The sequence below is a fragment of the Cobetia sp. QF-1 genome, from assembly GCF_002213105.1.
Lineage (GTDB): Bacteria > Pseudomonadota > Gammaproteobacteria > Pseudomonadales > Halomonadaceae > Cobetia > Cobetia crustatorum.
In genome coordinates this window covers 25,776-51,803 of the sequence record NZ_NBVS01000006.1, presented here as the reverse complement: position 1 = coordinate 51,803, position 26,028 = coordinate 25,776, and the positions used below count along the sequence as shown (strand labels likewise).

Genomic DNA, 26,028 nt, shown 5'->3' with positions numbered 1-26,028 from the left:
TTGCCATCAAGTAGCGTGGGGCGCGAGTCGTCGAGAGGAGTACTGATAATGCGTTCCAAGAAAGAGCGTTTGATACAGGCAGGTCTACTGGAGTTGGGGGGCATTCTGATTGTGGCGCCGCTATCCAGTCTGGTCACCGGGCATGACCTTGCCAGCATGGGATCACTGGTGGTGGTCATGTCCACTCTGGCAGTGTTCTGGAGCACACTGTGGAACTGGATGTTTGATCGTTGGGTGCCGACGCGCAAGCGGAGCATCGCTCAACGGATAGCGCAGGCATTGGGCTTTGAGTTCGGATTGGTGCTGGCGACGGTCTTCATCGTGGCAGCGTGGCTCGACATGGGTCTGTGGCAGGCATTATTGCTGGACCTGGGCTTCGTCGCCTTCTTCCTGGTCTGGGCGATGATCTTCAATCCGATATTCGATGCCGTCATGGAGCGCCTGTTGGCGCGCAATGCCGCACGCGAAGCGCATCAACATGGCGATGCTGAACATGAGGCTAATCAATGAGCTACGTATTTCTGGCATTGGCGATTCTTGCCGAGGTCATTGCGACCAGCGCGCTAAAGGCCTCCGAATCTTTTTCGCGACTCGGGCCCAGCGTGATCGTGATCGTGGGCTACGGGATCGCGTTCTATCTGTTGACGCTGGTGCTGCGTGATTTACCGCTGGGCGTCACCTATGCGGTGTGGTCTGGCTTGGGCATCGTGCTAGTGACACTCTTCGGTGCAGTGGTCTATCGAGAGATGCCGGACCTGCCTGCCATCCTGGGTTTGGCGATGATTGTGGGCGGTGTCGCTGTCCTGCATCTGTTTTCTAGCGCCACTCCTCATTAAGCTAGGGGCATCACGGCGCCATCACGGCTGTGACATGGATGCTCACCGACGACGTCACTGGATGCCTCATGCCCTTACTCCCCTCTGTACTTTCCTCTGCGCTGCCTCGTGCAATGCTGCCGGTGTTTGTCGCACCGGCACGCACTCTGTCCCGCCGTCTCGCGCGCCCGTTGCGCTGGCTAACTCTGACGTTGGGCACGGGGGCCGCGTTGTTTGCGGCAGGCCAGACGTACGCGGCAGGCTTTGATAACTTGGCTCGCCTCGCTGACAAGGGCTTCATCGTGAGTGCTCAAGCGCGCATGCTGGATACCGGTGAGACATTGGCATCGATCAGCCCTGCACTGCAGCTCACACCGGCATCACTCTCCAAACTCTATATTGCCGGCGCAGCCCTTGATCGCTTCGGGCCGCAGTATCGTTTTTCCACGCGCCTACGCAGCACCGGCACCATCAGTGACGGCGTGCTGAACGGCGACCTGGTGTTGGAAGGTAGTGGTGATCCCGCGCTGACCAGTGAGGAATTATGGCGTCTGACAGAAGAGCTGCGCTTCCGCGGCATCCGTCGTGTCAATGGCCGCCTGCTGGTCAGCCAGTGGCGCTTTGGTCCGGTGCCTTGCATCAGTACGGACCGTTGCAACGCGTCGCGTCGCTCCAGCAATGCCTATGATGCGTTGTTGTCATCTGCCGCCAGCAACTATGCCAGCTGGTGTGTGAAGGTGTTGCCCGGTGTGGGTAGTCAGGCACCTGCACGCTTGGCCAGCTGCGATATGACGCAGCCGTCCGAGACGTTCGACAATCAGGTCACTACCGTGGCGGCTGGCGGCAAGAACGCCATCAATGCGCGTCGCACGACCACTAACGGCCGCGATACCCTGGTCGTCAGCGGTACGATTGCTGCCGATAGCCAGCCGCGCAGCATCTATCGTGCGGTCTCGAATCCTGCGCTTTATACCGGGTACCTGATGCGCGACATGCTGACGCGTGCCGGCATCAGCGTGACGGGCGGAGTCGATCTGACCTCTACCGCACCGCCGTCCAGTGCTGTACAGCTGGGCAGTGTCGAAGGCAAGCCGATGCAGGAGCTGCTGACGCGCATGCTCAACTACTCCAACAACTTCATGGCGGACCAGCTGACGCTGGCGCTGGTCGGCGGTAGTCAGGCGACCCTGCGCCAGGGTGGCGCCAAGCTGGAGACTTTCGCCAGTGCGATCCCGAATCATGGTCCGCTGACCATGTACTCCGGCAGCGGACTGACATCCCAGAACCGCACCAGCGTGAATGGCCTCATTGCACTGCTCGACAGCATGTATCACCGTCCGGCGCTATTCCCCACGTTCGTGGCGGGTATGCAGGCGCCGACCAACGGCCCGATGCGCTTTATTCGTCGTGGCAGCGAGACTTTCCGTAATCATGTGATGGTCAAGACAGGGACTTTGAACCAGCCGGTGCCAGTGCGTGCGATCTCGGGGTATTTCCGGACCCAGAATGGTCGTTGGGGTGCCTTTGCGGTGATGGTCAATGGCCGCGCTGCCGTGCCGTATCTCTCCTGGCCGCAGGTGCTAGATCCGGTCGCTGAGGACCTGACTGCGATGATCGAGCGCAACTGATCAGCACATCACGCCCATTCAGGTAAGCGATAGACACAGAAACCCCGCCAATTGGCGGGGTTTCTGTGTCTATCAGGCTCGCAAGTCTGAGGCCTCTGAATCGCGCTGATGTCTTCTGACACTCTCTGATGCGACAGGTCATGTGGAAGCAGACGCACGTGACAGACAGGCACAAAAAACCCCGCCCAAAGGCGGGGTGGTCCTCCACACGCCCGGCATGGCTGAGGGGAGGGCACTCGGGACGCTCGACAGGGCGCAACGAGATGTCTAGAGCATAGCGTTGTGTGACCGCGATGGCTAACGGCAAAACCCGTATTGCACCGCAACAATCAATGACTTGGATCAATTTCGCGGTGATAAGATCAATTTCGCGGTGATAAGATCAATTTTTCTCTTATAACGTGTTTGTTGGCTACTGATCAGAGGCTCGGGTCGAGCAATACGCGACCACTGATGGTGCCGTCGAGCATCGCTTCTGCACGTTCCGCCAGCGCATCCAGCCCGACCGTTTCCAGCTGCATCCGTGAATGCAGATTGGCCGGCAATGACGCCAGGCGCTGCCAGACTTGTTGGCGACGTTGGGCATTGATCATCACGCTATCTACTCCCAGCAACGACACACCGCGCAAGATGAACGGCATCACGCTGGTCGGCAGGTCTGCCCCTGCGGCGAGTCCAACGGCGGCGACCTTGCCGTCGTAATGCATCTGCGCCAGCAGATTGGCCAATACCTGACCGCCTGCGGTGTCGACAGCGCCCGCCCAGCGACTCTTCTCCAGTGGGCGACCCTTGGCTTCGAAGTCGCTGCGTAGGTGAACCTCATACGCACCGAGTGACATCAGCCAGTTGCGTTGCTCAGCCTTGCCGCTGACGGCGTGCACTTCAAAGCCTAGCTCGGCCAGCATCTGCACCGCCCAGCTGCCGACACCTCCAGTAGCGCCAGTAACGATCACCGGGCCTTGCTGTGGCGTCAGGCCTGCTTCTTCGAGACGCATCACGCACAGCATGGCGGTCAGGCCGGCAGTCCCGAAGGCCATGGCCTGTTCGGCACTCATGCCCTCAGGGCGTGCTACCAGCCACTCGGGCTTGACGCGCATGCGCTCGGCCAGCCCGCCCCAATGGCGCTCACCCACGCCCCAGCCGGTCAAGATGACCTCGTCACCGACCTGATGATCTGGCGACTCGGAGCTCACCACGCGCCCCGTCAGATCAATGCCAGGCACGAAGGGCAGCTCTCGCACGATCTTGCCGCGCCCAGTGATGGCGAGTGCATCCTTGTAGTTGAGGCCGGAGCGCTCGATGTCCACCGTGACCGGCAGGTCGGGCAGCTGGTTATCCTCAAGCTCGACCACTCGGGCGCGGGGGGCGTCTTCGTGCAGCATCAGTGCGCGTGACATGGCGTTCTCCTGTTATTTGGCTGACCGCTTTCTATGGATACGTCTCGCTAGGTGTTTTTCGTAAAACACTGCACTTATTCCATGAGTCCAGGGTGAAAAAACCTCTGGAACAAAGCGCATTGCTTCACCTTGCCTGCAAGACGCAATACGGGGAAGACCTGCGATTCCGACATTGGGATGACATCGACGCAACACTATCGGTGACAAGCCAGCCTGCATCATTCAAATAAAGCTGCGTACCGTCATCAGCCCGACTAACGTCATGAGCACCGTATAGGGCAGTGCCATCCAGACCATGCGGCCATAGGAGAGCCTGACCAGCGGTGCGATGGCGGAGGTCAGCAGAAACAGGAAGGCCGCCTGACCGTTGGGCGTCGCAACACTGGGTAGATTGGTGCCGGTGTTGACCGCGACTGCCAGCGCATGGAAATGCTCACGAGTGATGTTGCCGGCCAGGTACTCATTCTTGACCTGGGTGATGTAGACGGTCGCCACGAAGACATTGTCGGAGATGGCTGACAGCAGACCATTGGCCAGAAAGAGTGCGCCGGCCTGCTCTTCGATTGGCAGGCTCAACACCCACTGAATGAAGGGCTGGAACAGATGCTGCTCGTGAATCACCGCCACGATGGTGAAAAAGACGATCAGCAGAGAGGTGAAGGGCAGCGCCTCCTGGAATGCTCGCCCGATCTGATGTTCATCAGTGATGCCGTTACCGGCGGTCAGCAGAATGATGACCGCCAGCCCGATCAGCCCGACCTCGGCCAGATGCAGCGCCAGCGCGAGTACCAGCAATACGGCGACGACCGCCTGCACGATCAACGCTGCGCGCTCGCGCGATGTGCGGCGGGTATCTTGATAGCGGTCATAATCCTCGAGTATGCGGCGTACGCTGGCCGGTAGACGTTGGCCATAGCCGAACCAGCGGCCGCGCTCGAGCAGGACGCAGAGCGCGAGGCCAGCGAAGAAGGTCGGGACGGTCACCGGTGCCATGGCGAGAAAGAAGTCGATGAAGTCCCAGTCAGCCGCCTTGGCGATGACCAGATTCTGCGGCTCACCGATCATGGTGCTGACACCCCCAAGCGCGGTACCGACCGCGCCGTGCATCAGCAGGGAGCGTAAAAAGCCGCGGAAGTCCTCGAGGTCTTCGTTATGGATAGCCTCGACGCTGACATCGTTGGCGTGATCATGCTGGGTATCGAAGTTCTTGCCCGAAGCGACCTTGTGGTAGACCGAGTAGAAGCCCACCGCGATGCCAATGATGACGGCGGTGACGGTCAATGCATCAAGAAAGGCCGACAGCAGGGCGCTGGCGAGGCAGAACATCAGTGAGAGCCAGATCTTGGAGCGCACGCCAAGAATGATCTTGGTGAAAGCGTAAAGCAGCAGCGGCTTCATGAAGTAAATGCCCGCGACCATGAACATCAGCAGCAGGATGACGGGCAGATTGCGCTCCATCTCCAGCATGATGGCGCCCGGTGATGCCATGCCAATGGCGACGGCTTCGAGGGCCAGCAGCCCGCCTGGCTGCAGGGGGTAGCACTTGAGCGCCATCGCCAACGTGAAGATGAACTCGGCCAGCAATAGCCAACCGACGATCACGCCACCCTGTGGTCCGCTGAACCACAGCAGCAGTGGATTGGTGATCAGAAACAGGCACATCAGTTGCTTGTACCAACGTGGCGACTGTCCGAGGAAGTTGCGGGCCAGTCCATAGCCGAGAGTCTGACGGTCTTCACGAGGCGTGGAATTCATGGGCGATTCCCGTTTCGATACATTGTTATTGTTGGAGTGGCATCGTGAATGATGCGGCGGATACCTTCTCGCGTCCGCTTTGGTATCATCGCCGCCATTATCGAGCGCTGTTCTGCATTAGAGCATGCTCGGCCATTTGGCTCCGGGTAGTCTTTGGTCTTGAAACGAGACCTTGAAAACTGACATCGAAACCGATTTTGAAACCGGCCCTGCGCAGTTTTTTCAGCTGCTTCTGCACGAGATATGAAGATGAAATCACGTCATACCGGCTTAACCCATCTCAGGTATTCCACGCGCTACTCGCTCAAGGGCCTCAAGGCTGCCTGGAGCAATGAAGAGGCTTTCCGGCAAGAAATAGTGCTATGCGCGTTGTTACTGCCGTTTGCCTGGTGGATTGGTGATTCACATGTCGAATGGCTGCTGCTGGTGGGCTCCAGCTTGAGTGTACTGATGGTCGAGTTGCTCAATTCGGCAGTGGAGTCTGCGATTGATCGTATCGGCCCCGAGTTTCATGAGCTGTCGGGACGCGCCAAGGATCTGGGCTCAGCGGCAGTGATGATCAGTCTTATCTTTGCGGGCCTGACGTGGGGCACGCTGCTATACGACAAGCTGTTCGGTTGACCCTTGTTCGACAGGCCCTCATCTGGCCGGAAAGATAACGTCGGCACATGGCATGCAGCACATGTCATGTGCCGACGGCCTCCGTTATGCTGAGCACTGGATCGAAGGAGACGACCATGCCCCAGCCCGCCCCCGCGCTATCCGATCAGCTACTTCCTGCCGACTTCTTGCCGCTCTCGGCACTACTGGCTGAGCAGTCTGACGAGAGTCGCGCAACCCTTGAAAGCGCCGCCCATAGCGCGCTTGAACGCCTCAATGACAGTCTGGCGCAAGCGCTCAATCTCAGTGAGATGCGCGGTGATGAGACATCGCCGTTGGCGGCTTTCACGGCGTTGGATGAGGCACAACGCTTGCAGTTGGGGCGGCTGTTGACGCTGTCTGATTTTGCCCTCGATACCCTCTGTCGTCGTCCTGAGCTGCTGGCGGAGTTGATCGCCAGTGGCGAGCTGGAGCGCGCCTTGCCGACGGCTGAACTGGCGACACGGCTGGGTGAGGCATTGGCAGCGGCGGCTGACGAGAAGGCGATGCAGAGTGTACTGCGCCGCTTTCGGCAGCGTCGCATGCTGGGCATCGTATGGCGTGATTTGAATGGCGCCGGGATGTGGGATACCGCCGCCGCCGTCTCCCGACTGGCCGAGGTCACGCTCGAGGGAGCGCTTGGCTGGCTGGAGACCTCGCTGGCACCGCGTTATGGGCAGCCTGCCGTTGATCGTTTCGGTGAGCCACAGCGTCTGGTCGTGTTGGGCATGGGCAAGCTGGGAGCCGGTGAGCTAAATCTCTCCTCCGATATTGATCTCATCTTCGCTTTCCCGGACAAGGGTGAGACGGAAGGGGGGCGCAAGTCGCTGGATCATCAGGAGTACTTCACTCGCCTTGGCCAGAAGTTGATCGCTGCGCTGGATGCGATGACCGCCGACGGCTTCGTGTTTCGTGTCGATATGCGGCTGCGTCCGCTGGGAGATGGTGGCCCACTGGTCGGCAGCTTCTCGATGTTGGCCAGCTACTATCAGGACCAGGGGCGTGAGTGGGAACGCTACGCGATGCTCAAGGCACGTCCGGTCGCTGGCAGTGTGGCGGCAGGCGAGCGACTGATCGCGCATCTGCGGCCCTTCGTCTATCGCAAGTATCTCGATTTCGGCGCCATTGAATCTCTGCGCGAGATGAAGGCGATGATCAATCGTGAGGTCAAGCGTCGCGGGCTCTCTGACAACATCAAGCTCGGTTCTGGCGGCATTCGCGAAGTGGAGTTTGTCGCTCAGGCTTTCCAATTGATTCGGGGCGGTCGTGAGTCGGAGTTGCAGGTCACCTCGCTTAAGCAGGCCTTTGCGCGCCTGCCGGCACTGGGCTTGCTGCCTCAGGCCGTGGTCGATGAGCTGGTGCCGGCTTACGTCTTCCTGCGTGACCTTGAACATGCGCTGCAGGCGCAGGCCGATCGTCAGACTCAGACGCTACCGCTGGACCCTCTCGGACGTGAGCGTCTCGCGCTTGCGATGCATCTCACTGATTGGGACGCGCTGTGTGAGCGTCTCGAGGCTGTTCGCACACGCATTCGTCACCACTTCGATAATGTGATTGCCACACCGGAAGATGAAGAGGGTGAGCCGGCTGACGGTCAGCTGGCGCTGGATGAATGGCGTGCGCTGTGGCGCGGCGAATTGACGACGGAGGAGGGAGAGGCACTGTTGGCTGACAGCAGTTTCGAGGCACCTGCTGAAAGCCTGCGTCGACTCGATACACTGCGTCGCTCCCGCGCCGTGCAAGGCATGCAGCGTATAGGCTTTGATCGTCTGGATGCCTTGATGCCACCACTGCTTCAAGCGCTGGGAGCCGCGGCGGGCGACCCGGAAAAGCCTGGTGAGCATGATGCCAGTCGAGTACTGGAGCGTGTCTTGCCCTTGATCGAGGCCGTGCTGCGCCGTACCGCCTACCTGGCGCTACTGCGTGAGAATCCCGATGCCTTGGCTCAGCTGATGCGGCTGTGCGCCGCCAGCCCGTGGATCGCCGAGCAGTTGGCGCGCTATCCGGTGCTGCTGGATGAACTGCTGCACCCACATAATCTCTATTCGCCTGCCGACAAGGCGCGCCTCGCCGATGAGCTACGTACCGCACTGTCACGCATCCCCGAAGATGACGAAGAGGCGCTGCTGGAGGCATTGCGTGTGTTCCGCCATGCACAGGTCTTGCACGTAGCGGCCTCTGACATCGCGGGTGCACGACCGCTGATGAAGGTCAGCGACTATCTGACCTTCATTGCCGAGGTGGTGTTGGAACAGGTGTTGGCGATGGCGTGGAAGACGCTGACCCGCAAGCACGGCTTCCCGATGGGTCATGATGGTCAACCGATCAGCGGTGATGGTTTGAGTGGCTGCTTCGTGGTCGTCGGCTATGGCAAGCTGGGCGGTATCGAGCTGGGGTATGGGTCAGATCTTGATCTTGTCTTCCTGCATGATGCCGCTGGCAAGGGCCAGACAGATGGGCCGCGTCCGCTCGACAACCCGCTGTTCTTTACGCGTCTCGGCCAGCGCATCATCCATCTACTGACCGCCGTGACACCGGCCGGTGCGCTCTATGAAGTCGACATGCGCCTGCGACCGTCTGGAAACTCGGGGCTGCTGGTGTCGAGCCTGACGGCCTTTCGCGATTACCAGCTCAACCAGGCGTGGACCTGGGAGCATCAAGCGTTGGTGCGCGCGCGCGCCGTGGCGGGTGATCCAGTGTTGGCGCTGGCCTTTGAGGAGGTGCGCCGCGAAGTGCTGGCGCGCAAGCGCAATGGGGACAGTCTGCGCGAGGAGGTCATCGCCATGCGGCACAAGATGCGCGATCACCTCGGTAGTTCTACCAAGGACCGCGAGGCTGGCCAGTTCCATCTCAAGCAGGATGCGGGGGGCATCGTCGATATCGAATTTCTCGCCCAGTACTGCGTCTTGTCGATGAGCCACCAAGTGACGGGGTTGCTGGAGTGGAGCGACAACATGCGCCTGCTCGAGACGTTGGAAGCCTGTGGGCGCCTGCCCGGCGAGCAGGCCAGTGAGCTGCGTGAGGCCTATCTTGCCTATCGTGATGCGAGTCATCGTTTGGCGTTGGAAAAGCGCAGCAGCCTGGTGCGCTTGAATCAATATCCGCTGCTGGCCATGCATCGTGAGCGCGTCGTCGCCATCTGGCAGGCATTACTGTGTGAGTCGACTTCTGTCTGAATTGACTGCCTCTTTCATGGTCGGGCGGCATTGAACGACATATCAATGCTGGCAATTTTCTGCTTCCATCCCCAGTGAATAAGCTATCAGCCAATATCACTGGAGAAGTCAGAATGCTGGAATGGATCGCCAATAACGCGAAGAGCATCTCGGCAGCTGCCAGCATCGGCTCGTTTTTCATCTGGCTGGTCTATGCGCAACTGCTGTATCACAACTTTCGCCGCCAGCGCCGTCCGCGCGTGTTGATAAACCGCGGCAAGAGCAAGGGCATCGATAGTCTGTGCATCATCAGCAACATGAGCGCCGAGTCGATTTTTATCGAGCACATCATCGCGCGTCTTGAGACCAATTGCGGCAGCCTGCTGATGGATGTCACCGAGTTTGAGCGCAATTATCAGGAAGGAGATGAAGGCGGCAATATCGATGGTGATCGAGAGTGGCGCATCGCCGATACCACCCGCCAAGGGCCATTGGAATCCGGCAAGTTCTTGCACATTGGTACCTTCTCTGAGGTGATCGAGCGCATCGCGCGGCGCAGCGGGCTTGATCTTGAAGGCCATTGGCCCTGTCATGAACAGGTTGAGTTTCAGCGCCTGACACTACGCATCATCGGCATTTACGGCAGTGAAGATCACCCCGTTGGGGTTGAGCGCTCCTTCCTGCTCCGTAACGAAGATAACGTCTGTGTACTTGATCCCGAGCACTGGGATTCGCGCCGACTGTCCTCGCATTGGCAGCGTCACAAGCTCAAGCAGCTATTGCTGCGTATCAGTGGCGAGGACATCAGTGCTCAATCCACCTTCGTGTATCCCGAGAAAAGTGATGAGCATGAGCGGGCATGAGTCAGGGACTGTCATTGCCAGTACAAGGCGCAACGCTGTCAGGGCTGCGGGGATGGGGTAGGCTTTAGCAATTCCTGGAAAATGCCTGTATTCGTCGACTCTTCAGACAACGCCTCGGCAGCCCACCCACGGAGAATCACGGATGCAGGAACGCGTCACGCCCTTTCAGCTGTTTATTCTAGTGATATCGCTCTATGTCATTGGTGCGATGGTGGCGGATCTTGTCTTTGATCTCACCCCACAGGTTCAACAGCTGCTGCAGTACATGGATTACGTGGTTTGCCTGTTCTTCTTCATCGATTTCTGCAAGCGTTTCGTTAGCGCTCCCAGCAAGCTCGCGTACATGAAGTGGGGCTGGATTGACTTGCTGGCCTGCATTCCTGCTGGCTTGTTTCAGGGCGCGCGCTTGTTTCGCGTGGTGCAGGTGCTTCGCGTGCTGCGAGCCATCAAATCGATGGAGATGATCTGGCGTTTGCTGTTCCGTAATCGTGCTGAAGGTGTCTTCGCGTCAGCAGCGACGGCCACGGTCTTGTTGGTCGCTTTTGGCGCCATCACCATGCTGATGGTAGAAAGCCCCAACCCTGATAGCCCCATCAATACTGCGGAAGAGGCACTGTGGTGGGCAGTCGTTACCGTGACCACCGTGGGGTATGGCGATTTCTATCCGATTACCACGCTGGGACGAGTCGTTGCAGTATTGTTGATGGTCGGTGGAGTGGGGCTATTCGGTAGCTTCGCGGCTTACATCAGTTCAATATTCATTGCGGATGGCAGTGAGCAGGATGCACGCGCCGCGCGTGCACAGCGTGATATGACGCGCACCCTTTATCATCAGATCAGTGAGCTGACCGTCGAAGTACGTGAGCTGCGAGCACGGCTGGATGAAGTGGCCGAGACACAGGGTGAACCACTCGCGGAGCGAGAATTACGTCGTGAGGCGCTACGTCGTGAAGCGCACCATGAAATGGAACAGCGCTATGAGGAGACTCCTTCATCAGAGAAGGGGATGCCAGACGCCGACAAGTGATTGGCAGGCCGGCCTGTGCCAGCCATGAAAAAGCCCTCGGTACCGTAAAGGTACCGAGGGCTTTTTTGATACGACAGGACTACGAATCAGTCAAAGTTGCGCGAGTAGAAGATCTCGAGCATTTCGCGACGTAGACGACCTTCGATATTGGTGGCTTCCTCGAAGGTCAGCTCGCGACGCGAGGTGCCGAAGAGGTAGTTGTCCAGTTCGAAGTCCTTGAGCAGCATCTTGGTATGGAACATGTTTTCCTGATACACGTTCACATCGACCATCTGGTAGGCACGCTTGGTGTCTTCCGCCAGGTAATCCTGGATGGAGGTGATGTCGTGATCGATGAACAGTTTCTTGCCATCCACGTCCCGCGTGAAGCCACGGACACGATAGTCCATGGTCACGATGTCGGAATCGAAGCTGTGAATCAGGTAGTTCAGCGCCTTCAGCGGGCTGATCATGCCACAGGTCGAGACATCGATATCGAGGCGGAAGGTGCTGATGCCGTTGTCCGGATGAGATTCAGGATAGGTATGCACCGTGACGTGAGACTTGTCCAGGTGGCCGACGACCGTTTCCGGTAGCGGGCCCGGGCCCGGCTCGGTCTGGGTAGCATCCTGTTCTTCCAGCTCGTGCTCAGCGATCAGAATGGTGACGCTGGCGCCGTGTGGCTCATAGTCCTGACGTGCGATGTTCAGCACGTGAGCACCAATGATGTTGGTCACGTCCTTGAGAATCTGGGTCAGGCGTTCGGCATTGTAGAGTTCATCGATATAATCGATATATGCCTTACGCTGTTCTTCGGTCTGCGCGTAGCAGATGTCGTAAATATTGAAGCTCAACGAACTGGTGAGGTTGTTGAACCCGTGAAGGCGGAGTTGATCGCTCACGTCCAAGCCTCCTTGAGATGGGAGGGTGGTATGACATCCGGTGCGTCTCTCAAAATGAAATAAGTGACGAGCATCGGGCCGAAGAGGTGGTTTTATCGCGCTCACAATGGGGTCACTGACCTGTGAACTGCCGAGAAGACTACCGGTTTGAGGGGCGTATTATGCACAGGCAGGGCTGACACGCCAGCGTCAATTCCTGCTGTTGGTCATCAGTGGCTCTTGCTATCCATGATGACAACCCGCTACCAGCACTGTCATGCGGTAGCGGGAGAGTACTCACTTATCAGGATGCGATGTCCACAACCTCGTAGGAGTGACTGATCTCGACACCACCCGCCGTCAGCATCAGTGAAGCACTGCAATATTTCTCGGCGGAGAGTTCAACGGCACGCTTGACCTGTGCATCCTTGAGATTACGACCGCTGACCACGAAGTTGACGTGGATCTTGGTAAATACGCTGGGCACGGTATCCGCACGTTCTGCGGTCAATTCAGCGTGGCAATCGGTGACTTGCTGGCGCGCCTTCTCGAGAATCTGGATGACATCAAAGCTGGTGCAACCGCCCAGCCCCATCAGCATCATCTCCATCGGACGTGGGCCGGTATTGCGACCGCCATTCTCTGGGTTGCCGTCCATCACAACGCTATGGCCACTGCCGGATTCGGCGAGGAACTGGCGACCGTCGGTCCATTTGATGCTGACGTTCATTGCCATTGCGCAATATCTCCTATTGATAGTCTCGTGACGTGGGCCGTCAGCGCACGGTCCACATGATCGCGGTACACAATAGCATCGTCATCGCTGCGCTCGGAGGAACGTCCGGCGATGAGCTTATGCTCTCGCGGCCTGCTTACATCCCGCTATTGAGCAGCGTATCCAGTTCTGCCAGTCGCTCAGGAGTGCCGACATCAATCCATTTTCCACGATGATGATAGCCCCTCACTTCACCGCGATGCATGGCGTCGCGCAGTAGTGGTGCCAGCTTGAAGACGGCATTGGTGTCGCACCATTCGTCGTTGTCAGCGATAGCGTGTCGAATCAGTGTCGGTGATAACCAGGAAAGGCCGGAGAACGTCAGGCGATTGCCTTCCTGATCCCTTGCCTCATCGCGCACCATTCCTGATGGCGTGAGCAGGAAGTCGCCTTTGGGATGATGAGGTGGGTTATCCACAAGTACTATCCCGGCAAGCGGTAGTGGATTGAGCTGTCGGCTCGCTATGGCCTCACTCATTAACTGGGGCAGGTCAGCATCACACCACACATCACCATTGATGAGCAGGAAGGGGGTGTCATCAGCATCATCGACTGTCAGCGCGTTGGGTAGTGACAGCGCGCGTGCAATGCCCCCGCCGGTTTCCAGCGGAACCTCTTCACGGGAAAAGGCCAGCGTCAGTGTGTGCTGATGGCCTTGCCAGCTGGCCTGCAAGAGTCCTTGTGGGCCTGACGTAGCGCCGAAGTGATTGAGAATCCGTTCGGCGAGATGGCCAACATTGATGACCACCTTGTCCACACCTGCTGCCTCAAGGCGTAGCAGGTGATGCTCCAGCAGTGGTAGCCCGGCGACCTCAAGCAGCGGCTTGGGTGTGTGATCGGTCAGCGGACGCATGCGTGTCCCGAAACCGGCAGCCAGAATCATTGCGCGCATCAGGTAAGCCCTTGCTCGGAGGCGGAGGTCTGGGGGGCTGCATCACGCATCAGGCGCGCAGCGCGGTCGGCGAGTGCCGCCAGCTCATCATAGTCATCGAGATTGATCTCGGGACGCTCACCATTGGCCAGACGTAGATCACGGACTTCACTTTCGTGCGCGAGGCGCAGGGAAAGTGCGGGTGTCAGTACTTCGTCCAGCCAATGTGTAAAGGGCGTCAGTTCCGGGCAGAAAGCCAGTCCTTCACGCAGGTGACCAAGGAAGCGCGGCATCAGTGTCAGGTAGCGCGGCTTGGCATCGCGTAGGGTCAGGCGGGCAAAGATGCCGAGAATCTTGAGGTTGCGCTGCACCCCCATGCGCTCGACGCTCTGGCGATATTCCAGCGGTGATGGTGCGGGCAAGCCAGTCACAGCATAGCGCGGCAGGGCAGCGAGGCGGGCCTGCTCGATCCAGCGTGCCATGGCGGGTTCTGGCCAGCGCCAGTGACGATCTCGCAGTAATGAGACGAGATCGTAGTTCTCAGGGCCGGTAACGGCATCCTGAAAATCAATTATCCACAGGTGGTCCTGGGGCTGACTGGCATCGGCATGCAGAAACAGATTTTGCGCATGGAAGTCACGGTGTACGGTCACGACCGGCTGAGCACGCGCGGCCTCTAGCAGTTGGCGGGAAAGTGACTCCCAGGCGGCGTAGCGACGGTCATGCGGCATGTCGAGTAGCTGACCGAGGCACCATTCCGGGAAGAGGTCCAGCTCAGCCTTAAGGTTCGCATCATCATAGGCAGGAAGGTCAGCGAGCGGCAGTTCATGCAGGACCTCCAGCAGACCGATGGCTTCACCATAATAGTGATCAGCGGCATCGACGCTTGTCAGTGCGGTCATCAGCGGCGTGTCGCCAAGGTCTTCTAGCTCCAGAAAGCCCAGCGTTTCATCAAAAGCATGTACGGTCGGTAGCGGAAGGCCAGCTTCGCGCCATTGGCGAGCGATAGCGACGAAACCGTGGCTGTCCTCTTTTTCGGGCGGCGCATCCATCAAAATACGCGCGGGTATCGAAAGAGCGGTATCCTCGAGATGCAGGCGAAAATAGCGTCGGAAGCTGGCGTCGTCGGCCACTGCGCTCATGCGGACTACCTCGGGAGTGAGGTCGTGTCGGGCGGCGGCCCAGGCGTGAAGAGCCTGGCGGCGGGCGTCGGATGTCATGGGGCGGGGCTCCTGTCGTCGTATACGGGGCCGGCTGTCAGTTGACGCCTGTGCCGCGGCCCCGCATGCTATCGGGTGGTGACCCACAAGGCAGGCGGAACCGGCAAGCAGGAAGGCCGGTTGCTGGGCCTGTATAATACCGATTCCCTCAGCCAAGGACACAGAGCAGCCATGGCCCAGCGCAGCCATTCATCACATCCGGGCAAGCCGGTGTCCGACCTCGGACGGCAGTCTCGTCGTCTCGTGAGCCCTTCGATGTCGACAGTTATGTTGAACGGCGAGCGGCCAACATGGCGGCTAAAGCCGCTGGTGTTTCGTCTGCTATGGACGCTAGCCCCCTTGGCTGCTGGCGCACCGTTGATGGCACAGGCGGCCCCGCCGGAGCCTCTGTCGGCCAGCCAGCTGGACTGGCAGCCGTACGATGACGCGCCTCGCGGGCAGCTATGTAGTGGCCGCTATGTGACGCCAGCCTATCGGATTGATGCCGGTGATACGCCTGAGCAGGTCACTACCTCCGCTGACAAGGCCAATTACGGTAATGATGGTGCGGCGACCCTGATGGGTGAAGTTGTGCTGCGTCGAGGCGATGCTCAGCTGGAATCGCCGGAAGTCAGCGTCAATGAGGCGCGTGATACCGCCACCGCCAAGGGGCCGACCACATATCGTCAGCCTGGTGTGTTGCTGCGCGGTGATGATGCCCGCGTATCGCTCAATAGCGATGCCGCCAGTGTTGATAATGGCCACTATGTCTTTCACAAGCAGCGTATCCGAGGGGATGCGGTGCAGTTGGCGCGTCTGGAAGATGGCCGCTATCGCCTGAAAGATGCCAGCTTCACCTCCTGCGAGCCGGGCAACAGCCTGTGGCGTCTGGTCGGTAGCGACATCACCATCGATCGCGAGTCCGGTTGGGGCGAGGCAACTCACGCGCGCATGGAAATGGGCGGCGTGCCGGTCTTTTACTGGCCCTATGTCCGCTTCCCGGTCGATGACCGCCGCCACACAGGTCTGCTGTGGCCGCAGATCGGTTACACCAGCTCCAGCGGCTTTGACTATGCCCAGCCGATCTATCTGAATCTGGCGCCCAACTACGATGCCACCATCACACCTCGCTACATCTCTGAGCGTGGAGAGATGCTGGAAGGCGAATTCCGTTACCTGCTGCCGAATGGCGACGAAGGTTCCCTTGAGGGTGCCTGGCTTGCCGATGATGACGGCGGCAGTGATCCTGACGATGACGAAGAAGATCTCATCGGGGAAAATCGCTGGTATATCAACTATCAGCAAAGCGGTCGCGTCAATGCGAATACCGGCTATCGTCTCAAGTATGGCGCCGCATCTGACGGTAACTACTTCGATGACTTCGGGCGTAATTTCGGTGAGACCGAAACGGATAGCCTGGAGCGTCTGGCAGAGCTCAACTATCGCGACGATACCTGGAATCTCGAGTTCAAGGCGCAGGGTTACCAGCGCATGGACTATCCGCTGGATAATGACGACAAGCCATTCTATCGCCTTCCCAGCTTGACGGCCGATGGACGTTGGAACCAATCAAACGGTTTCTATGAAGAGTGGAATTCCAATGTCACCTACTTCTGGCGCGATGTGGATGAGACGGATAGCGATATTCCGGTAGACGAGGCCGCCAATGGGACACGCTTGCGTCTGGCGCCGGCGCTTGGCTGGCGTAGTGATCAGAGCTGGAGCTTCATTGAGCCACGCGCCCAGTTGGTGAGCCTTACCTACGACCTCGACTATGGCGACCGTGAAACCGACCGTGATGCCAGTACCTCTGCCACCATCCCGGTGCTGTCGCTGGATAGTGGTCTGATCTTTGATCGTGAAACAGAGCTCTTTGGCGAAGGTTATAAGCAGACGCTGGAACCGCGCCTCTACTATGCCTATGTGCCGGAAGTCGACCAATCTGATTTCCCGGACTTCGATACTTCTGAGGATGCCTTCAGCTGGAATCAGCTATGGTCGCCGTATCGCTTCAGCGGCGGGGATCGTGTCGGGGATACCAACAAGGTGTCCTACGGTGTGTCGTCGCGCTTCATCAACGATGAGAGCGGCCGTGAGCGCCTCAAGTTGGGCGTGGGTCAGTCGAGCTATCTGTCGGATCGCAATATCGACATGGATGGAGATCCGGACAAGACGTCCCGCTCCGATTTCGATAGCTATTCCGATTACTACCGCGCGACGCGCGATCGCTCGCCGGTCGTCTTCCAGGCGGATCTGGTGCTCAATGATCAGTGGACGGCCACGCAGGCTGTATTCCAGGACTTTGATCGTGGCGTGACCGAAAGCGCTCAGACTTCACTGCGTTATCGGGGAAAGAAAGGCACGGTACTGAACTTTGGCTTCAATCGTGAGATCGAAGGCTTCGTGCCTTACGATGATGAGGATGAGGATGACGTGCTGGGTTACACCCGCAACGAATGGGACTTCTCCTTTGCGACGCCGGTAAGTGAGAGCTGGTCGTTACTGGGACGCTATCAGTACGACAGCACCAACTCTCGTGCGTTGGAGAAGGTGCTGGGCGTCCAGTACAACGACTGTTGCTACGGTGTGCAGGTGACTTGGCGCGAATGGCAGGATGATAACGACACTGCCAGCACTGTCTCTGATGATGAAGAGAAGAACGGTATCTTCCTGACCTTTGAGTTCAAGGGGTTGGGAGGCGTTGGCCGCGGAGCTGACAGCTATCTGGAGCAGGCTGTGCCGGGCTACCGTAACGCTGGTTTCTAATTCGCTGCGACGGTTCGTGCATGATTACGTCAGGGCGCTGCCGACAGGCGGCGCCATCAACACGCTTTTACGCCGAGAGATCAAGTGATGCGCAAGACCCTGATTGCCCCGCTGGGGCTGGCATTTGTACTGGCAAGTCTGCCAGTCAGCGCCGCTGAGTTGCTTGACCGTGTGGTTGCCGTGGTCAACAAGGACGCCATCATGCACAGCGACATGGAGGAGCGCGTCACCCAGGCTAGCCAGCAGCTGAAAGGCCGCGGCATTAATCTGCCGCCACGTAATGTATTGGAACGGCAGGTGCTCGACCGTATGGTCAATGAGCAGATTCAGCTGCAGATGGCTGAGCAGGCCAATCTGAGCATTGATGACACTCAGCTCAACACCACCTTGCGCGGTATCGCCAAGGATAATGGTATGAGCCTGGAAGCTTTCGCCGACAAGCTGGACAAAGAAGGCATGTCGTTGGCAGAAGTGCGCCAACAGGTGCGTCGTGAGCTGCTGGTTCAACAGGTTCAGCAGCGTCTTGTGGCCAGCAAGGTGCGTATCTCTGATCGCGAGATAGACCGTTATCTCAGTCAACAGGACGTTGCCAGCGATGTCCAATATCATCTGGCACATCTGTTGATTGCCTTGCCGCAGGAACCGACACCCGAGCAGGTCAAGACGGCGCGGGCCAAGGCGGAAGCGCTGCGTCAGCAGATCGAGCAGGGGACTGATTTTGCCCAGATGGCCGCCGCCGAATCCGCGGGTAGCCAGGCACTGAGTGGCGGTGATCTTGGCTGGCGTGCCGGTGGAGAGCTACCGAGCGTCTTTGCTGATGTGGTACCGGACATGCAGGTCGGTCAGATCTCGGAGCCGCTGCGCAGTGCCAGTGGTTATCACCTGGTCAAGCTGATCGAGAAGCGGGGCGCTGGCAAGGCGCTGATCGCGCAAACGCGCGCACGCCATATCCTGATTCAGCCGAATCCGAACATGAGTGATGACCAGGCGCGCGCACGTGCCGAGTCTCTACGCAAGCGTCTGACCAATGGTGAGAGTTTTGCCGCATTGGCGCAGGAATTCAGTGATGACAAGGGGAGTTCGCTGAAAGGCGGAGAGCTGGGATGGGTCAGCCCGGGCCAGACGGTATCTTCCTTCGAGACTGCAATGAATGCTCTGAAAGCAGGTGAGATCAGCCAGCCGATCAAGACGCGCTTCGGTTATCACATCATCGAGGTCGAAGAGCGTCGCCAGCAGGACGTAACCAATTCCAGTCAGCGTGACAAGGTCAGAAAGACCCTGTTCCAGCGCAAGCTGAACGACGAGCTGGAAGCTTGGCAGCAGCAAATTCGTGCTGAGGCGTACGTCGATAATCGTCTTGACGAGAAGAGCTGATGTATCAAGGCTGGCTCATCATGGCTAACGCATCACAAGGTAGAGCTAACGCATGAATAGTCAGGTGATTGCGCTGACCGCCGGAGAGCCGGCAGGTATAGGGCCCGAGCTGCTAGTGATGCTGGCGGCGCAGGCAGAAACCTTTCCGGCACAGCTGGTGGCGGTGGCTGATCCTGAGCTGTTGGTGAGTCGTGCGCAGTTGTTGGGCCTGCCTCTCACGCTGCATGAGGTATCACCGGGTGATCCATTGCCGCCAGTCCGAAATGGCCACCTGGCCGTCTGGCCGGTGGCCTCGGTAGTGCCAAGCGAGCCGGGCGTTATCGATGCGCGCAATGGTGGTCATGTATTGGCCATGCTCGATGTGGCCATCGCTGCCTGCCAAGCAGGACATGCGAGTGCCATGGTCACGGCCCCATTGTCCAAGGCGGCGGTAATTGAGGCGGGGCACGTCGGCTTTACGGGCCATACCGAATACTTGCGTGATGTGTGTGGCGTCGAGGAAGTGGTCATGATGCTGGCTTGTCCTGGCTTGCGTGTGGCGCTGGCGACAACGCACCTGCCACTGCGCGAGGTTGCTGATGCGATCACACCTGAAGGACTCACGCGAGTGCTGGGTATTCTTGCGCACGATCTCACGCGCTATTTCGGGCGCGAGGCACCGCGTATTGCAGTGTGTGGACTCAATCCTCACGCGGGTGAGGGTGGGCATCTCGGGCATGAAGAGATCGACGTGATCATCCCGACGCTTGAAGCGTTACGTGCGAAAGGCATGCAGCTCGAGGGTCCACTTCCAGCGGATACCCTGTTCACGCCGCGTCATCTCGATGGTATTGATGCGGTGCTGGCCATGTATCACGATCAGGGGCTGCCGGTGCTCAAGTATGCAGGCTTCGGTCAGGCGGCCAATATCACATTGGGCTTGCCCATCGTGCGCACCTCGGTTGATCACGGTACCGCGCTAGACCTTGCTGGCACCGGACGTGCCGATGTTGGCAGCCTTGTGCAAGCCGTGCATGTGGCCATCGAGATGGCAGCCGCCGCGCGAGACTGAGATAATCTCCCCATTCGGGCGCGACCGTTTCACGGTCCGTCAGGCGTCCGCCCGTTCGTGGCGATGATGCTACCCCAGTCATTCGACCATCACTGATGGTCTCATCGCCCTGTGCTGTCTATCGATAGGCCATGGGCGGTGTCTTGTTGTCGGGAATCTTCAAGGATTCCCCGGAGGAAAGTCAGTCCCATGTCCCAACATTTCCCGGCGCACCGCGCACGCAAGCGCTTTGGTCAGAATTTCCTGCAGGACCTCGGTGTCATCTCTCGCATCGTGAATGCCATTCGTCCGGACGAAGGTGAGCGTCTGGTCGAGATCGGTCCGGGGCAGGGCGCACTGACAGGCCCGCTGCTGGAGGCCGCCGGCAAGCTTGAAGTGATCGAGCTGGATCGTGATCTGATCCCGGGTCTACGTGTGCAGTTCTTCAACTATCCGGATTTCGTGATTCACGAAGGCGATGCCCTGCGCTTCGATTTCCACGACTTGGTGGGTGATGGCCCTGCCCTGCGCGTCGTCGGCAACCTTCCGTACAACATCTCTACGCCGTTGATCTTCCACCTGCTCGAAGCGCGCGGCGCCATCGCCGACATGCACTTCATGCTGCAAAAGGAAGTGGTCGAGCGTCTGGCTGCTGAACCCGGTGGCACTGATTGGGGCCGTCTGTCGGTCATGACCCAGTACTACTGCGCGGTAGAAAATCTCTTCCTCGTACCGCCGACGGCCTTCTTTCCGGCACCCAAGGTTGAGTCCGCCATCGTCCGTCTGGTGCCACATCTGACATTGCCGCATCCGGCGACTGACGAGAAGCTGCTGGCCGTTATCGTGCGTGAAGCGTTCTCCCAGCGTCGCAAGACGCTACGCAACAACTTCAAGGGCCGTATTGATGCGGATCAGCTCACGGCGCTGGGTATTGACCCCTCGCGTCGCCCGCAGACCCTGTCGGTAGCGGAGCTGGTCATGATCAGCAATCACTTGAGCGATCAGGGTATGACAGTCGCCAAGACGGATTCTGCGCCGAAGAAGCGTCCGCGCAGTAATGTCGGTCATGGCGAGACTGTTGCCGATGACGACGGCAGCGACGCATGAGCGACGTGACGGCTATTCGCGTGGATACAGTGCCGGAGTACTGTGCCGACGATAGCCGCCCGGAAGAAAATCGCTTTGTGTTCCGCTATACCATCACAGTGCATAACGGCACGAGCGAGACGGTGCAGTTGCTGGCTCGCTATTGGAAGATCACCCAAGGCAGCGGCAATGAGCAGGAAGTGCGCGGTAAGGGGGTTATCGGCAAGCAGCCGCTGATCGCGCCCGGTGAGAGTTTCAGCTACACCTCACATGCCGTACTCGATATGCCAGTGGGCGTGATGCAGGGGGCTTATACCTTCTGCGACGCGACGCATACACGCACCTTCGACATAGCCATTGCGCCATTTCGTCTTGCTGGTCCGCATCAGGTCCACTAGGTCGTCATTACACGATTTCGCGCAAGCATTCACCAGAGTCAGGCCGTCATGACGGTCAGGGAGCAGGCATGACACAGTGGGCCATTGGCGATTTGCAGGGCTGTCATGAAGAATTCGTGCGGCTGCTGGAGCGGCTTGATTTCAAGCCGGAATGCGATGAGTTGTGGCTTGCGGGGGATTTGGTCAATCGTGGGCCAGGCTCGCTCGAGTGCTTGCGTCATGTGAAAGCGCTCGGCGATAGCGTTCGAGTGGTGCTGGGTAATCATGATCTGCATCTGCTCGCCGTGGCAGAAGGCTATGGCCGCCTCAAACGCTCCGATACGCTCATGCCCATTCTTGACGCGCCAGACCGCGATGAGTTGCTCGACTGGCTGCGCCGTCAGCCACTGATGGTGACAGCCATGATTGGGGCTCGTCGCACGGTGATGAGCCATGCCGGCGTGTTGCCGAGCTGGACGCTGGATCAGTCTGTCGCCTTTGCTCGTGAGGCCGAGACGGTATTGAGTGGTGATCATTATCGTGATTTTCTGGGCGATATGTACGGCAATACGCCGGACCTTTGGCAGGAAGATCTCAGCGGGATGGATCGCCTGCGCTGCATCGTCAATGTCTTCACGCGTATGCGTTTCATTGACCAGGATGGTCGGATGGACTTCGCGGCCAAGGAGGGCCTCGGTTCGGCGCCCGAAGGTTATCGTCCCTGGTTCCAATATCCGCGCCCGGAAGGTGCTTGGGATGACTCCCCGCGCCTGCTGTTCGGGCACTGGGCTGCGCTGGAGGGAAAGACGCCGGCTGCGCGGCAGGACGCCGAAGCGCTCGATACCGGGTGCGTGTGGGGCGGAGGGCTAACGGCCCTGAATCTTGAGACGGGCGAGCGCGTCTTTGAACCTGCCGTTAATGCCTGATTCGTTAGCCGTATCTTCTTCGTATTCAAGTTGCCCCTCATCTCCTTCTCGCACCTCTCCCCATCCCCTCTTTTGTTACCGGAGTTCGCATGAGTTTCGAACATCTCGATCTTGCTACCCTTAGCGACTGGCGTGAACGTGACCAGCCGCTCGCCTTGCTCGATATTCGCGATCCGCTGAGCTTCACTCAGGGACGTATCCCGGGTAGTCGTCATCTGGATAATGCTAGCGCAGGCGCTATTTTCGAAGACACGCCTCGAGACCGGCCACTAGTCGTGGTCTGCTATCACGGCCACTCAAGTCAGCAGGCTGCTGCTTGGTTGGCAGGTCAGGGCTTCGAGAACGTCTACTCCCTCGATGGCGGTTTTACCCAGTATCAGCTAACGCATGGCGATGACGTCGAGAGCGGTAGCTAGGCATTTTTCTTCATCCCGTCCCGCCATCATTCGTCACGCGAAAAGGAGAGCAGCATGACCCGTATAGCCACTCATCGGCTCACCACGTCGTCGGACCGTCTGTTGACCGGTCTTGAGGTCTATCGAGTTGGCGGCGCCGTGCGCGACGCCCGCCTTGGCTGGCCGTGGCATGAATGCGATTTCGTCGTGGTTGGCGCGACGGTTGAAGACATGCAGTCGCGTGGCTTCCGTCCCGTGGGGCGTGACTTTCCCGTCTTTCTGCATCCGAAGACACAGGAAGAGTATGCATTGGCGCGCACCGAGCGTAAGTCGGGGCACGGCTATGTCGGCTTCAGTGTGCATGCCAGCCCCGAAGTGACGCTGGAAGAAGACCTGATTCGCCGCGACCTGACCATCAATGCGATGGCGGAGCCGCTGGATAGTCAGCCTGGGCAGGGTGAGCTGGTTGATCCTTATGGAGGTCTCGCTGATCTCGAAGCACGGGTGTTGCGTCATGTCTCTGCTGCTTTCAGTGAGGACCCGCTACGCGTTTTGCGTGTCGCGCGTTTCCTGGCGCGTTATCAAGGCCTGGGGTTTACCGTGGCTGATGAGACGCGTCGGTTGATGGTGAGCATGGTCGAGAGTGGTGAAGTCTCACACCTGGTGGCTGAGCGTGTCTGGAAGGAAACCGAGAAAGCGCTTGGCGAAGCTAGCCCTGAAGCGTATTTCCAGCTGTTGGATGAGCTGGGGGCACTGGCGGTGCTGATGCCGGCGTTGGCACGTGATGCAGAAATGTTGCGACAGGCCCTGGTTAAACTGGATCATTTGCCGCGTCAGTTGGCAGACGAGGCCGAGATGGTTTGCTGGCGTATGGCCCGGTTGGTGGAGCATCTGGATCGCGATGAGATTGAAGTGCTGGCGCAAGACCTACGCTTGCCCAGTGCTGTACGTGACGCCGCGCAACAGGCACGCCTGTGTCGTGAGTTGCGCGAGGCTGCGCAGCGTAAGGGAGGAGTGACCGCGACAGATCTCAAGGCATGGCTGGATGGCGTCGATGCGTGGCGACGTGGCGAGCGTCAGCAGGTGCTGGTCGCGCTGCTGGCGGTTGATGACACAGGGCTCGCGCGCCTCGGCAATGCGGTCTGGAAGGCGGCCACTGCGGTGTCTCCGCAATCGCTGGTGGCACAAGGGCTCAAGGGCGCTGAGATCGGCCGCGCGCTGAGCGAGCAGCGTGAGCAGGCCATCGATACGGCACTGAGTGAGTGGCATCTCATGCCGGAGGTCCATGCGCCACAGTGTGGCTGTGGTCACGGCCACTGATGCTGTCGGGCTTACAGGCGCGGCTCGCTGCCGTCGCTCAGGCGGCGCAAGTTGAGGGCATGCCGGATCACGATTAGACTGGAAAAGACCAGGATCACGCCGCTCATCTCAGGCGCAAGCCATAGGCTGAACAGCGGTGCGGCCAGGCCTGCCACCAAAGAGGCGATGGCTGCCGTGCGCAGTCGCCACGCCAGTCCTATCCATAATGCTGCACAGCTCAGTGCTACACCGGGCGCCAGTATCAGCAGAACGCCAAACGCGGCAGCGACGGCCTTGCCGCCACGATGACCGCGATGCCACAGCGGCAGACTATGTCCCACCAGCACGGCCAGTCCGACCAATCCCAGTGCCCAGGGTGGCAGTGACAACTGAAGCGCGAGCCACAATGCCGGCATGCCCTTGGCGGCATCGAAGGCCAGCACCAACATGGCAGGAAGAGTGCCGTGCAGCCTGAGTACGTTGGAGAACCCCGGGTTGAATGATCCCGCAAGGCGTGGGTCTGACAGGCGCAATATCTGACATAACCACACGGCGCCGAGGATTGAGCCACAAGCATAGGCGGCGGCCAGCAGCAGGCTCAGCTGCTGCCAGCTCGTAAGCTCTGTCCCCCAATGGATCAAGGCATTCAGCATGTGTCACCTCGTCGTGATGTTCTGCATGACGCTTTAGGGCATGCAGGAGGTCGAGGGCAGCTTGGCCAAGCGGGGGCAGGGTGCAGTAGAATCTCTCGCATGATGGCGGGGCCCTGGGCGTCGTTTTTATTTGTACATCCGACAAGCATAGAGGTAACGCCGTGGATCGTGTGCTGATCGAGGCTCTGGCCGTAGAGACCGTCATTGGAGTCTATGACTGGGAGCGTACCATTCGCCAGCGTCTGGTAATTGATCTGGAGATGGCCACTGATATTCGCGCAGCGGCAGCGGGGGATGACCTGGCGCATACATTGGACTACGCCGCCATCAGTGCACGTATACAGGCGTATGCTGATGAGAGTCGCTTCGAGCTGGTAGAGACCTTTGCTGAGCGGCTGGCGGCATTGTTACGTACAGAATTCAGTATCCCCTGGCTGCGCATGACGCTGCGCAAACCGGGCGCCGTGCCTGAAGCGGCGGCGGTGGGCGTGCGCATTGAACGTGGCACGTTGGCACCGGCAATGGGCCAGCTCGCATGAGTCTGGTGCTGATGTCCATCGGTAGTAATATCGAGCGTGATCACCACGTCAGTCTCTGTCTGGATGCGCTCGAAGAGACTTTCGGTACGCTGACGCTGTCGTCGGTCTATGAGAGTGAGCCGGTTGGCTTCATCGATGGACGCAACTTCTACAATTTGGTGGCGGGATTTGACTGCGACTGGGAAGTGGGTGAATTGCAGGCGTGGTGCAAGCAATTGGAGTTTGCCAACGGTCGGCTCAAGGGTAGCCCCAAGTTCAGTCCGCGCACGCTGGATATTGATCTGCTCACTGTCGGCTCACTGACGGGTGAGGTCGATGGCGTGATGCTGCCGCGCGATGAAGTGGACTGTAATGCATTCGTGCTATTGCCGTTGGCTGAGGCGTTCGGTGACGAGCGGCATCCGCTCAGTGGTCGTGATTACGCCAGTTTATGGCATGATTTCATGGCCGAAGGGCATGCAGCGCAGCAGCGCTTGTGGACCGTCGATTTCAGTTGGCGTTGCCGCAGAATCTCTCAGGCCAGTGCTACAGCCTAGATGGGCAGTGTGGGGAAGAGGCTGATGGCAGTCTCTATCGATAGCCCTGTTGATCACACACAC

24 protein-coding genes are annotated in these 26,028 nt (G+C 59.0%); 17 read left to right on the top strand and 7 right to left on the bottom strand.

Going from position 1 to position 26,028, the window contains the following annotated elements:
* Nucleotides 1–48 precede the first annotated feature (48 nt).
* From CFN46_RS12215 to dacB, 3 genes are all read left to right on the top strand, one after another.
* Nucleotides 49–510 (top strand): PACE efflux transporter, encoded by a 462-nt coding sequence (locus CFN46_RS12215; RefSeq protein WP_024951770.1) that lies wholly within the window; start codon nt 49–51, stop codon nt 508–510.
* Entirely contained in the window at nt 507–836 is a 330-nt protein-coding gene (locus CFN46_RS12210) for a multidrug efflux SMR transporter (protein WP_024951769.1), read from the top strand. Before CFN46_RS12215 ends, CFN46_RS12210 begins: the two co-directional genes overlap by 4 nt.
* A 68-nt stretch (nt 837–904) precedes the next feature.
* Complete coding sequence (gene dacB, locus CFN46_RS12205; RefSeq protein ID WP_024951768.1) at nt 905–2,443, top strand: D-alanyl-D-alanine carboxypeptidase/D-alanyl-D-alanine-endopeptidase; 1,539 nt, start codon at nt 905–907, stop codon at nt 2,441–2,443.
* 419 nt (nt 2,444–2,862) lie between these two features.
* Here the strand turns inward: dacB and CFN46_RS12200 are convergent, their stop codons facing one another.
* The gene (locus tag CFN46_RS12200; RefSeq protein ID WP_088743679.1) at nt 2,863–3,840 is read right to left on the bottom strand and encodes an MDR family oxidoreductase; all 978 of its coding nucleotides are present in this window, start codon (nt 3,838–3,840) and stop codon (nt 2,863–2,865) included.
* A gap of 222 nt (nt 3,841–4,062) precedes the next feature.
* Nucleotides 4,063–5,595, bottom strand: a complete 1,533-nt coding sequence (gene nhaB / locus CFN46_RS12195; RefSeq protein WP_024951453.1) for a sodium/proton antiporter NhaB — start codon at nt 5,593–5,595, stop codon at nt 4,063–4,065.
* 249 nt (nt 5,596–5,844) lie between these two features.
* On the opposite strand from nhaB, the gene CFN46_RS12190 reads away from it, so the two are divergent.
* The 4 genes from CFN46_RS12190 to CFN46_RS12175 all read left to right on the top strand — a co-directional run bounded on the left by CFN46_RS12190 (nt 5,845) and on the right by CFN46_RS12175 (nt 11,279).
* On the top strand, nt 5,845–6,216 hold the full coding sequence (locus tag CFN46_RS12190) for a diacylglycerol kinase (protein ID WP_024951452.1): 372 nt from the start codon (nt 5,845–5,847) through the stop codon (nt 6,214–6,216).
* Nucleotides 6,217–6,332: 116 nt separating this feature from the next.
* Nucleotides 6,333–9,410 (top strand): bifunctional [glutamate--ammonia ligase]-adenylyl-L-tyrosine phosphorylase/[glutamate--ammonia-ligase] adenylyltransferase, encoded by a 3,078-nt coding sequence (glnE, locus tag CFN46_RS12185; protein WP_088743678.1) that lies wholly within the window; start codon nt 6,333–6,335, stop codon nt 9,408–9,410.
* A 113-nt stretch (nt 9,411–9,523) separates the two neighbouring features.
* A complete protein-coding gene (locus CFN46_RS12180) occupies nt 9,524–10,252 on the top strand; it encodes a hypothetical protein (protein ID WP_088743677.1) in 729 nt (242 codons plus the stop codon).
* A 142-nt stretch (nt 10,253–10,394) separates the two neighbouring features.
* A complete protein-coding gene (locus CFN46_RS12175; RefSeq protein WP_024951449.1) occupies nt 10,395–11,279 on the top strand; it encodes an ion transporter in 885 nt (294 codons plus the stop codon).
* A gap of 86 nt (nt 11,280–11,365) precedes the next feature.
* On the opposite strand, the gene speD is transcribed toward CFN46_RS12175, so the two are convergent.
* The 4 genes from speD to CFN46_RS12155 form a co-directional block, all read right to left on the bottom strand.
* Complete coding sequence (gene speD / locus CFN46_RS12170) at nt 11,366–12,160, bottom strand: adenosylmethionine decarboxylase (RefSeq protein ID WP_024951448.1); 795 nt, start codon at nt 12,158–12,160, stop codon at nt 11,366–11,368.
* A gap of 283 nt (nt 12,161–12,443) precedes the next feature.
* Nucleotides 12,444–12,869 carry an OsmC family protein gene (locus tag CFN46_RS12165; RefSeq protein WP_024951447.1) on the bottom strand — a complete coding sequence of 142 codons (426 nt, stop codon included), beginning with the start codon at nt 12,867–12,869 and terminating at the stop codon, nt 12,444–12,446.
* 142 nt (nt 12,870–13,011) lie between these two features.
* On the bottom strand, nt 13,012–13,806 hold the full coding sequence (locus CFN46_RS12160; protein ID WP_088743676.1) for a nucleotidyltransferase family protein: 795 nt from the start codon (nt 13,804–13,806) through the stop codon (nt 13,012–13,014).
* Nucleotides 13,806–15,005, bottom strand: a complete 1,200-nt coding sequence (locus CFN46_RS12155; protein WP_176426470.1) for an aminoglycoside phosphotransferase family protein — start codon at nt 15,003–15,005, stop codon at nt 13,806–13,808. The genes CFN46_RS12160 and CFN46_RS12155 overlap by 1 nt, the downstream gene beginning before the upstream one ends.
* Before the next feature lie 255 nt (nt 15,006–15,260).
* On the opposite strand from CFN46_RS12155, the gene CFN46_RS12150 reads away from it, so the two are divergent.
* The 8 genes from CFN46_RS12150 to CFN46_RS12115 all read left to right on the top strand — a co-directional run bounded on the left by CFN46_RS12150 (nt 15,261) and on the right by CFN46_RS12115 (nt 24,258).
* Nucleotides 15,261–17,750: an LPS-assembly protein LptD gene (locus CFN46_RS12150; RefSeq protein ID WP_246116601.1), complete on the top strand. Its 2,490-nt coding sequence runs from the start codon at nt 15,261–15,263 to the stop codon at nt 17,748–17,750.
* A gap of 87 nt (nt 17,751–17,837) precedes the next feature.
* Nucleotides 17,838–19,124, top strand: a complete 1,287-nt coding sequence (locus CFN46_RS12145; RefSeq protein WP_024951443.1) for a peptidylprolyl isomerase — start codon at nt 17,838–17,840, stop codon at nt 19,122–19,124.
* Nucleotides 19,125–19,176: 52 nt separating this feature from the next.
* Nucleotides 19,177–20,175 carry a 4-hydroxythreonine-4-phosphate dehydrogenase PdxA gene (pdxA, locus tag CFN46_RS12140; RefSeq protein ID WP_088743674.1) on the top strand — a complete coding sequence of 333 codons (999 nt, stop codon included), beginning with the start codon at nt 19,177–19,179 and terminating at the stop codon, nt 20,173–20,175.
* A 189-nt stretch (nt 20,176–20,364) separates the two neighbouring features.
* Nucleotides 20,365–21,261, top strand: a complete 897-nt coding sequence (gene rsmA / locus CFN46_RS12135; protein WP_024951442.1) for a 16S rRNA (adenine(1518)-N(6)/adenine(1519)-N(6))-dimethyltransferase RsmA — start codon at nt 20,365–20,367, stop codon at nt 21,259–21,261.
* Complete coding sequence (gene apaG / locus CFN46_RS12130; protein ID WP_088743673.1) at nt 21,258–21,638, top strand: Co2+/Mg2+ efflux protein ApaG; 381 nt, start codon at nt 21,258–21,260, stop codon at nt 21,636–21,638. Before rsmA ends, apaG begins: the two co-directional genes overlap by 4 nt.
* A 68-nt stretch (nt 21,639–21,706) precedes the next feature.
* Nucleotides 21,707–22,543 (top strand): symmetrical bis(5'-nucleosyl)-tetraphosphatase, encoded by an 837-nt coding sequence (locus CFN46_RS12125; protein ID WP_024951440.1) that lies wholly within the window; start codon nt 21,707–21,709, stop codon nt 22,541–22,543.
* Nucleotides 22,544–22,632: 89 nt separating this feature from the next.
* Nucleotides 22,633–22,959 (top strand): thiosulfate sulfurtransferase GlpE, encoded by a 327-nt coding sequence (gene glpE / locus CFN46_RS12120; RefSeq protein WP_024951439.1) that lies wholly within the window; start codon nt 22,633–22,635, stop codon nt 22,957–22,959.
* A gap of 54 nt (nt 22,960–23,013) precedes the next feature.
* Complete coding sequence (locus CFN46_RS12115; protein WP_088743672.1) at nt 23,014–24,258, top strand: polynucleotide adenylyltransferase; 1,245 nt, start codon at nt 23,014–23,016, stop codon at nt 24,256–24,258.
* 11 nt (nt 24,259–24,269) lie between these two features.
* On the opposite strand, the gene plsY is transcribed toward CFN46_RS12115, so the two are convergent.
* A complete protein-coding gene (gene plsY / locus CFN46_RS12110; protein ID WP_084487984.1) occupies nt 24,270–24,890 on the bottom strand; it encodes a glycerol-3-phosphate 1-O-acyltransferase PlsY in 621 nt (206 codons plus the stop codon).
* Nucleotides 24,891–25,051: 161 nt separating this feature from the next.
* On the opposite strand from plsY, the gene folB reads away from it, so the two are divergent.
* Both folB and folK read left to right on the top strand, forming a co-directional pair.
* A complete protein-coding gene (gene folB / locus CFN46_RS12105; RefSeq protein ID WP_088743671.1) occupies nt 25,052–25,429 on the top strand; it encodes a dihydroneopterin aldolase in 378 nt (125 codons plus the stop codon).
* Entirely contained in the window at nt 25,426–25,965 is a 540-nt protein-coding gene (folK, locus tag CFN46_RS12100; RefSeq protein WP_024951435.1) for a 2-amino-4-hydroxy-6-hydroxymethyldihydropteridine diphosphokinase, read from the top strand. The genes folB and folK overlap by 4 nt, the downstream gene beginning before the upstream one ends.
* Nucleotides 25,966–26,028 lie beyond the last annotated feature (63 nt).